The sequence below is a fragment of the Bradyrhizobium sp. AS23.2 genome, from assembly GCF_001908185.1.
Classification (GTDB): Bacteria; Pseudomonadota; Alphaproteobacteria; order Rhizobiales; family Xanthobacteraceae; genus Bradyrhizobium.
Genome location: NZ_LGHM01000278.1, coordinates 1 through 6,587, shown reverse-complemented (window position 1 = coordinate 6,587; position 6,587 = coordinate 1). Strand labels below are relative to the sequence as shown.

The following is a 6,587-nucleotide window of genomic DNA, read 5'->3' as shown; positions in this document are numbered from 1 at the left end:
GGCGGTGCCAAGCTGACGGCGCCGCCGGGATCGGGGACCGATGCCGGGGGCACCGGCGGCGGGCGGTCGGAGAAAAGCTGCGCCTGCGCGGCGTTTTGGCCCGGGATAATGAAGCACGCGGCAAGGATCAGCGCCGGCAGCAGCCTGCCGCTGCGCCGCCATCCGATGATGCCGTCACCCCCGCGAGTCATGTCACCTGCTTTTCACCGAAAACGCGGCAAATTCAAGCCTGGGAAAACCCAGGGCATACGGTCCTTTGGAACCTGGTTGACGCCTGCGTGATTAGTCCTGAGGCAACGGCCATGGTCATATTCCTGCCCCGTGCCCTTCCCAAAGCGGCATAAACCATGCTTCGCCCTGGTTCTGGCGGAGCGCAAATACGGTGCCTAGTCTGATGATTGGGGCTGGCCCAGGCGTAGGAGGGGTTTCGGTGCTGGAGAAATTGAAGGGTCGCGGCGCAAACGGCTCGAATGGCGAGAAGGTCGGCCTCGGCACCACCCGTCGGCCGGTCATTGGCCTGGCACTCGGCGGCGGCGCCGCACGCGGCTTTGCCCATATCGGAATCCTGAGAACCCTGATTGCCAACGGCATCGTGCCTAATGTCGTGGTCGGCACCTCGATCGGCGCCGTGGTCGGCGGCGCCTATGCGGCCGGCCAGCTCGACACGCTGGAAGAATGGGGACGCAGCCTGCAAGGCGTGCGCAATATCCTCGGCTATCTCGACATTCGCCTCAACGGCTCCGGCCTGATCGGCGGCGAAAAGCTCGCAACCCGGCTCGAGGAGGCGATCGGCGCGACCCTGATCGAGGACTTCTCCGTCAAGTTCGCCACCGTCGCGACGGAGGTCCGTACCGGCCACGAGATCTGGCTGACGCGCGGCCGCGTGGTCGATGCGATGCGCGCCTCCTATGCGCTGCCCGGCATCTTCTCGCCGGTCCTGATCGGCGACCGCTGGCTGGTCGACGGCACCCTGGTGAATCCGGTGCCGGTCTCAGCCGCCCGCGCGCTCGGCGCCGAAATCGTCATCGCCGCAAATCTTTCCAGCGATATCTTTACCCATTCCACGACGATCTATTCGCACGGCGCGAGGCCCGACCCGGTCGCGCCCGCGGCCGAGGAGGCGACGGCCAAGCGACGCTTCCCGCGCTTCTTCTCGCCCGAGAAGACCATGAAGCGCGAGTTCTTCGGTGGCGGCGGCCGGCCCGGCATCTCTTCGGTGATGGTCGATGCCTTCAACATCATGCAGGACCGCATCACGCGCGCCCGCCTCGCCGGCGATCCGCCTGATATGTTGATCACGCCGCGGGTCGGCCAGTTCGGCTGGTTCGACTTCCATCGCGCCGAGGATCTGATCGCGCATGGGAGCCGCGCCGCCGAGCGCGCGCTGGAGTCGATCCAGGAGGCGATCGAGGTGCTCGCGCCGGCGCCGGTGGGCAGCGCGCCCAAAGCCGACGAGTAAGGGCGGACGAGTGAGGCCGGTCAGGCCGTCTTGATGTAGTCGCGCAGGGCTTCCTGCTCGGACTCGTATTCCTCAACGCGGCGCTTGACGATGTCGCCGATGGAGATCAGGCCGACCACCTTGTTGTTCTCCATCACCGGCAGATGGCGGAATTTGCGGGTGGTCATCGTCTCCATGAGCTCGGCGACCGTGTCGGTCTCCTTGCAGCTCACGACCTTGCGGGTCATGACCTCAGAGACCGGCTCCTCCAGCACGCCAGCGCCGCGCTCGCCAAGCACGCGCACGATGTCGCGCTCCGACAGAATGCCTTCGAGTCGGCTCTGGTTCATCACCAGCACCGCGCCGATCTTCTTCTCGCCGAGCAGCTTGATCGCGGCCGCCAGCTTGACGTCGGGCTCGACGCTCATGATCTGGTGGCCCTTGGTGTTGAGAATGGAACGTACCGTCATTGTCGCCTCCTGAATCGACCCCGGCCGCCTGTCGGCGATCCGGACTTGTTCGCGAGTCTTCAACTAACAGTTTCAGCGCCGGTTTCAGGCTCGGGCGCTTTGCGAAGCATCGCATCCGCTATGCCTGAGCATGATCTTTTCGGAAGACCGCTGCACACTTTGCGCTAACGCGGCCCTTCGGGTTCGGATCATGCTCTAGCGGCTTGCCGCTTCGGAACATTCTTCAGGGAATGATGGATGAATTCAGGCCGGGCCGCAAGCGCCGCTTCAAATACGGTTCGAAATGTCCCGTGATGACGCATCCGCAGCATCGTTTCGCACGCGCGGCACGGGATCGAACAGAGCGAACAGCAACAGGCCGGCGAAGAAGCCGCCGATATGCGCCTGCCAGGCGACGCTCGTGGTTTCGGCATCGACCCCGATCGCACCAACGCCGAAGATGATGTTGACGCCGAACCACACCGCGAGGAAGGCGACCACCCGCCCGTCGCGCAGCGCGCGCGACAGCGGCAGCGCCGGAACTTTTGCGGCGGTATCGGCGTCCGAACGGTTGAACGAAAGGAAGCTGCCGCGGACGAACGCGAAACGGATCGCCGCCGCCATCGCGCCCGACACCGAGGCCGAGGCGCCGATCATCGGCGCCACCGCATGCTCATGGGTGACGAGATGCGCGAGCGCGCCGGCCGCCGCCGTCACCGCCATGAAGACGAAGAACCTGACAGCGCCGAAGCGGCGCGCCAGCGCACTGCCGAACGGCAGCAGCCACAGCACGTTGAACCCGAGATGGGTCAAGTTGGCGTGCAGCAGTGAATAGGTGACGAAAGTCCAGACCTTGGCACCGGCGCCGCCGGGGATCTGCAGATTGAGCAGCGAGGAATCGTAGCGTTTCGGGATGAAGCCGAAGACGTCGATGGTCCAGTTCTCGATATCCGCCGGCAGCAGCACACGCAGATGGATCAGCGCCAGCAGCAGGATATAGGCGGTCAGCGCCACAGGCAGCGTCAGGATCGGCTCGCGCGGAGCCTCCTCACTAACGGCCGGCGCCTCCGGTAAAGGATCTTGCGGCGGAGAATCTTGCGGGGAATCCAAGGCAGCTTGGCTTTCAGGCGCGATCGGAGCGTTACACTTGGAGATAGTCGCCTTTGCCCACCCTGTGCAAGTGCACAAACGGAAAAGGGAGGGCCCTGGGAAAAGCCCTCCCCGTCCGTGTCGGCCTTCCGGTACCAGAGGCAATGAAGGTGTATCCCCACCCCTCCCCGCGGCCCGTGACCAAACTGTTTGACGCCTGTGTACAGGCCTCGCCGAGAACCTGGTTGAAAGCGGCGAGGCTTGCGACCGCGGTCACCCTAGCAGGCGTGCTGTCGGCGCAAAGCGCGTAGTTAATTTAACGTTAACGACGCAAAGGCGGCTCCGTTTCCAAATGCCTAGCCGGCCTTGGCGCGGCGGGCGCGGCCAGCCATCAGTCCGATCGCACCACGGCCCAATAGCTGCGGCGGTTCTCGTTCGGGTCGCTGTTGTCGCTCGTCGAGAAGATGATGCCTTGATCGCGCCAGTGAGCGTAGTGCCCCAGACCGTTCTGGCTGATCTCGCGAAAGTTGCTGTGCGCCGGACCGAGCGGCTGCTTATCTTCGAACAGTACAACAGGCGAGCGGTGACTGTCGGACGTGGGATCATCGCCCAGGTGGGAAAGCAATTCAGCATCGCTGGGTATAGGCGCGCCGCTGAAAGCATGTCCCTGCACCGGAGTGAAAGGAGGCAACAGCTTGACGACCAGCCGCCCTGTCGGCGCTGGGTTGACAAAGCTCAGATCAAGCCATGTGGCGAGCGCAAAATAAGCAGCGAATGCCCCTGCGGCGCACACAAGCCAGGAACGCAACCCTGTGATTGCCATGGTTCATTTACATCAACTTTTGATTGCAAATTTTGATCGCGTCAGTATCCGGCCTCACCTGACACCGCGACGAAGCAGTTGCTGCCAACGGGCGGAACAGCCAGTGGTTCCACCCGTTTCAAAAAAAGCTGGTGGAACCGGCTTCGTCGCAAGGCTGCCTCGTCGACTGCCGGGTAATCTGGAACGCGATCGTGCGGAACCTGAAATCAAGACCGTCGTCGCGCAGGTGCCCCAATGGTCTCCGGCCTGCTCGGCGCGGTTTGGCCGGGCTTCAAGGCGCTCACAGGCAAGCCGCGAGACAAAGCGCTGAAAGCCCGCGGAAATGACGCAGCTGAGACACGTAGGCCATCGGCCTAGTTGAGGTCATGGTGAATTTAACGTTAACGACGCAAAGACCGTCCCGGAAGCGCCGAAAACGCGCCTGCGGCATGGACGCTGCAAATCCCCTCCTGCACAAACAACAAAGGGATCGCGGGTGCACTGAAGCGGGACAGCTTTGTCCCGCGAGGTTGCTCCCCGGGGTGAGCGTTCAGTCATGAAACATCCATCGAGCCGCGAGTTCTTCGCGTATTGGGACAAGAAGCGCGGCACCGCGCGGGCCCCTGACCGGGCCGATATCGATCCGGCGGCCGTTCGCGGCCTGCTCGGCGACATCTTCGTGCTCTCCTGCGAGCAAAACCTCGGCTTCCCGTTCCGCGTCGCCGGCACGCGCGTCTGCGCGCTGGCGGGGCTCGACCTCAAGGACCAGAGTTTTGCGGCGCTGTTTACCGAAGCCAGCCGCAGCGAGATCGAGGAAATCACGACCGTCGTCGCCGACGAGACGTTAGGTGCGATCGCCGGCATCACTGCCGCGCGCGAGGACGGCAGCAAGGCACATCTCGAGCTTCTGCTGCTTCCCTTCAACGCCCGCCCGCACACGCCGGTGAGTGTCACCGGCGTGCTCGCGCCGTTCAACGACGAATGCGGCGCGCTTTCAGCCTTCACCCTCACCTCCTGGCGCTATCTGCACCAGCCGGAGAAATTGCTGCCGCGCGCGATCCGCAAGCTGCAGATCGCACGCGGGCTGATGGTGTATGAGGGGCTGCGCTAAGAATACGCTCGTGTCCCGGACGCGCTGCAGCGTGCATAGCGCGTCGAAGACGCGCGTGAATGCGCTTATGGCGCTGCTGCGCAGAGCCGGGCCCCAGCAGGCCGCGTATCCAGATGTGAGATGGGCCCCGGCTCTGCAGCGCACCGCTACTGGACGATGCTTCGCATCGCCAGGGAAGCGCTGCGCTGCGTCCGGGGCACGAGACCGCCTTTAAATGCTAGACATCATCGACATGATGCAGCCGAGCTCACGGCATCGCCAGATGCCAGGCGCCATTCAGGAAGCCGTCGCCGGTGGTGTCGCCGGGCTTCTGGTCCTTGGCAAAGGTGTAGAGCGGTTTGCCCTTGTAGGCCCACTGCTTGGAGCCGTCGTCGCGCGTGATGACGGTGTAGCCGTCGCCCGCGGCGTCGCTGGCCTCGGCCTTCAGCACCGGCCAGTTCGTCGCACACGGACCGTTGCAGGCCGACTTGCCGTCCGCATCCTTGTCGAATGTGTAGAGCGTCATGCCCTTGGCGTCGGTGAGCACATTGCCCTTGTCGGTCTTGCCGGTCTTGGTCGGCGGCGCGGCGAAGGCGGCGGGAATGATCGCGAGGGATGCAGCGAGCGTGAGCGCGAGGCGGATCGAGGACGTCGTCATGGTGTCTCCTGTCATGCAATTGGCTTGCAACAGTAGGACGCCGCGCGCTGCGTCGTATTCCTGGGACGGCGCCAAAGATATTTTCGCTGCGCGCAGCGTCGCGACGGAATAAATTGGAATGCGTGAGACGGAATGACGGATCGACATGAGCAAGCTGCATTGGCGTCCCGCACGCGTGTCCGATCTGCCCGCGATCAGCGCGATCGCGGCGCGGATCCATCCTGATCTCCCTGAAAGCCCCGACGTGTTCGCGGAGAAGATGCGAATTTATCCCGTGGGCTGCCGCGTGCTCATCGCGGACGATGGGATCGCCGGCTATGGGCTCTCGCATCCCTGGAAGCAGCACCGGATTCCGCCGCTCGACGGCTTCCTCGAACAACTGCCCGATGACGCGGACTGCCTCTACGTGCACGATGTCGCCGTGCTGCCTGATCGTCGCGGCGGCGCTGCGCGCGCTTATGTCGCGACGATTGAGGACCTCGCGCGCTCAAATGGCATCGCGACGCTTGCGCTGGTCTCGGTCTACGCCACGCGGCCGTTGTGGGAGCGTCTCGGCTTTCGGCCCGTCACGGCGGATGCGGAGCTGCGCGCAAAGCTCGCATCCTACGGCGAAAGCGCGACATACATGCTCCGTGACCTCATCGCGGCGTAAGGTCCCTCCCCGGTCGATCCGGCTCACGCGGGCGTGAAGCCACGCCCTCGAACCGGTTTCGGCCAGCCTCCGTCGAAGGTGTGTGCGAGCCGTTGCGGTCTCGCCGAACCGAGGCTGGAGAATTTCCGTGAAACTCAATTTGTCGAAAGTTGCTCTGATTGCATGCGTTGCGACGACCGCGTTCACCGCGACCAGCGCCAACGCGGTGCAGTTGCGGAATTACGGTTGCGACCTCGCCTTCTTCGATGGCTGCGGCGTGCCCGATATTCAGCAGCAGGCCGCAGGACGTCGCGTCGTCAATCGCGATACCTCACCCACCTACATGAAGCAGACCGACCCCCGCTACAATTCCTCGCTGCGTGATGCCGGCGGCGGTGGTGGCGGAGGAGGCGGTGGTGGTGGTGGTGGT

Annotated in this window: 8 protein-coding genes and 1 pseudogene; 4 read left to right on the top strand and 5 right to left on the bottom strand. The window is 64.1% G+C overall.

Annotated features, from left to right (window positions below):
* Positions 1-191, bottom strand: a pseudogene (locus AC630_RS40955) (hypothetical protein); the annotation flags it as partial.
* A gap of 239 nt (positions 192-430) precedes the next feature.
* Here AC630_RS40955 and AC630_RS40950 point away from each other — a divergent pair.
* Positions 431-1,459, top strand: a complete 1,029-nt coding sequence (locus AC630_RS40950; protein WP_074124027.1) for a patatin-like phospholipase family protein — start codon at positions 431-433, stop codon at positions 1,457-1,459.
* A gap of 20 nt (positions 1,460-1,479) precedes the next feature.
* On the opposite strand, the gene AC630_RS40945 is transcribed toward AC630_RS40950, so the two are convergent.
* The 3 genes from AC630_RS40945 to AC630_RS40935 form a co-directional block, all read right to left on the bottom strand.
* Positions 1,480-1,908 carry a CBS domain-containing protein gene (locus AC630_RS40945; protein ID WP_074124025.1) on the bottom strand — a complete coding sequence of 143 codons (429 nt, stop codon included), beginning with the start codon at positions 1,906-1,908 and terminating at the stop codon, positions 1,480-1,482.
* A 267-nt stretch (positions 1,909-2,175) separates the two neighbouring features.
* A complete protein-coding gene (locus AC630_RS40940; protein WP_074124023.1) occupies positions 2,176-2,997 on the bottom strand; it encodes a rhomboid family intramembrane serine protease in 822 nt (273 codons plus the stop codon).
* A gap of 370 nt (positions 2,998-3,367) precedes the next feature.
* Positions 3,368-3,799: a hypothetical protein gene (locus AC630_RS40935; RefSeq protein WP_074124021.1), complete on the bottom strand. Its 432-nt coding sequence runs from the start codon at positions 3,797-3,799 to the stop codon at positions 3,368-3,370.
* Between the two features lie 535 nt (positions 3,800-4,334).
* Between AC630_RS40935 and AC630_RS40930 the strand changes: the two genes are divergently transcribed.
* Complete coding sequence (locus tag AC630_RS40930; RefSeq protein WP_074124019.1) at positions 4,335-4,889, top strand: PAS domain-containing protein; 555 nt, start codon at positions 4,335-4,337, stop codon at positions 4,887-4,889.
* A gap of 247 nt (positions 4,890-5,136) precedes the next feature.
* Here the strand turns inward: AC630_RS40930 and AC630_RS40925 are convergent, their stop codons facing one another.
* Positions 5,137-5,526, bottom strand: a complete 390-nt coding sequence (locus AC630_RS40925) for a COG4315 family predicted lipoprotein (protein ID WP_074124029.1) — start codon at positions 5,524-5,526, stop codon at positions 5,137-5,139.
* 145 nt (positions 5,527-5,671) lie between these two features.
* On the opposite strand from AC630_RS40925, the gene AC630_RS40920 reads away from it, so the two are divergent.
* Complete coding sequence (locus tag AC630_RS40920) at positions 5,672-6,178, top strand: GNAT family N-acetyltransferase (RefSeq protein ID WP_074124018.1); 507 nt, start codon at positions 5,672-5,674, stop codon at positions 6,176-6,178.
* A 127-nt stretch (positions 6,179-6,305) separates the two neighbouring features.
* The coding region (locus AC630_RS40915; RefSeq protein WP_074124016.1) for a hypothetical protein at positions 6,306-6,587 on the top strand (282 nt) is incomplete at its 3' end.

Coding starts and splice junctions, on each gene's coding strand:
- AC630_RS40930 (WP_074124019.1), top strand. CDS start 4,335: ATGAAACATCCATCGAGCCGCGAGTTCTTCGCGTATTGGGACAAGAAG.
- AC630_RS40945 (WP_074124025.1), bottom strand. CDS start 1,908: ATGACGGTACGTTCCATTCTCAACACCAAGGGCCACCAGATCATGAGC.
- AC630_RS40935 (WP_074124021.1), bottom strand. CDS start 3,799: ATGGCAATCACAGGGTTGCGTTCCTGGCTTGTGTGCGCCGCAGGGGCA.
- AC630_RS40925 (WP_074124029.1), bottom strand. CDS start 5,526: ATGACGACGTCCTCGATCCGCCTCGCGCTCACGCTCGCTGCATCCCTC.
- AC630_RS40920 (WP_074124018.1), top strand. CDS start 5,672: ATGAGCAAGCTGCATTGGCGTCCCGCACGCGTGTCCGATCTGCCCGCG.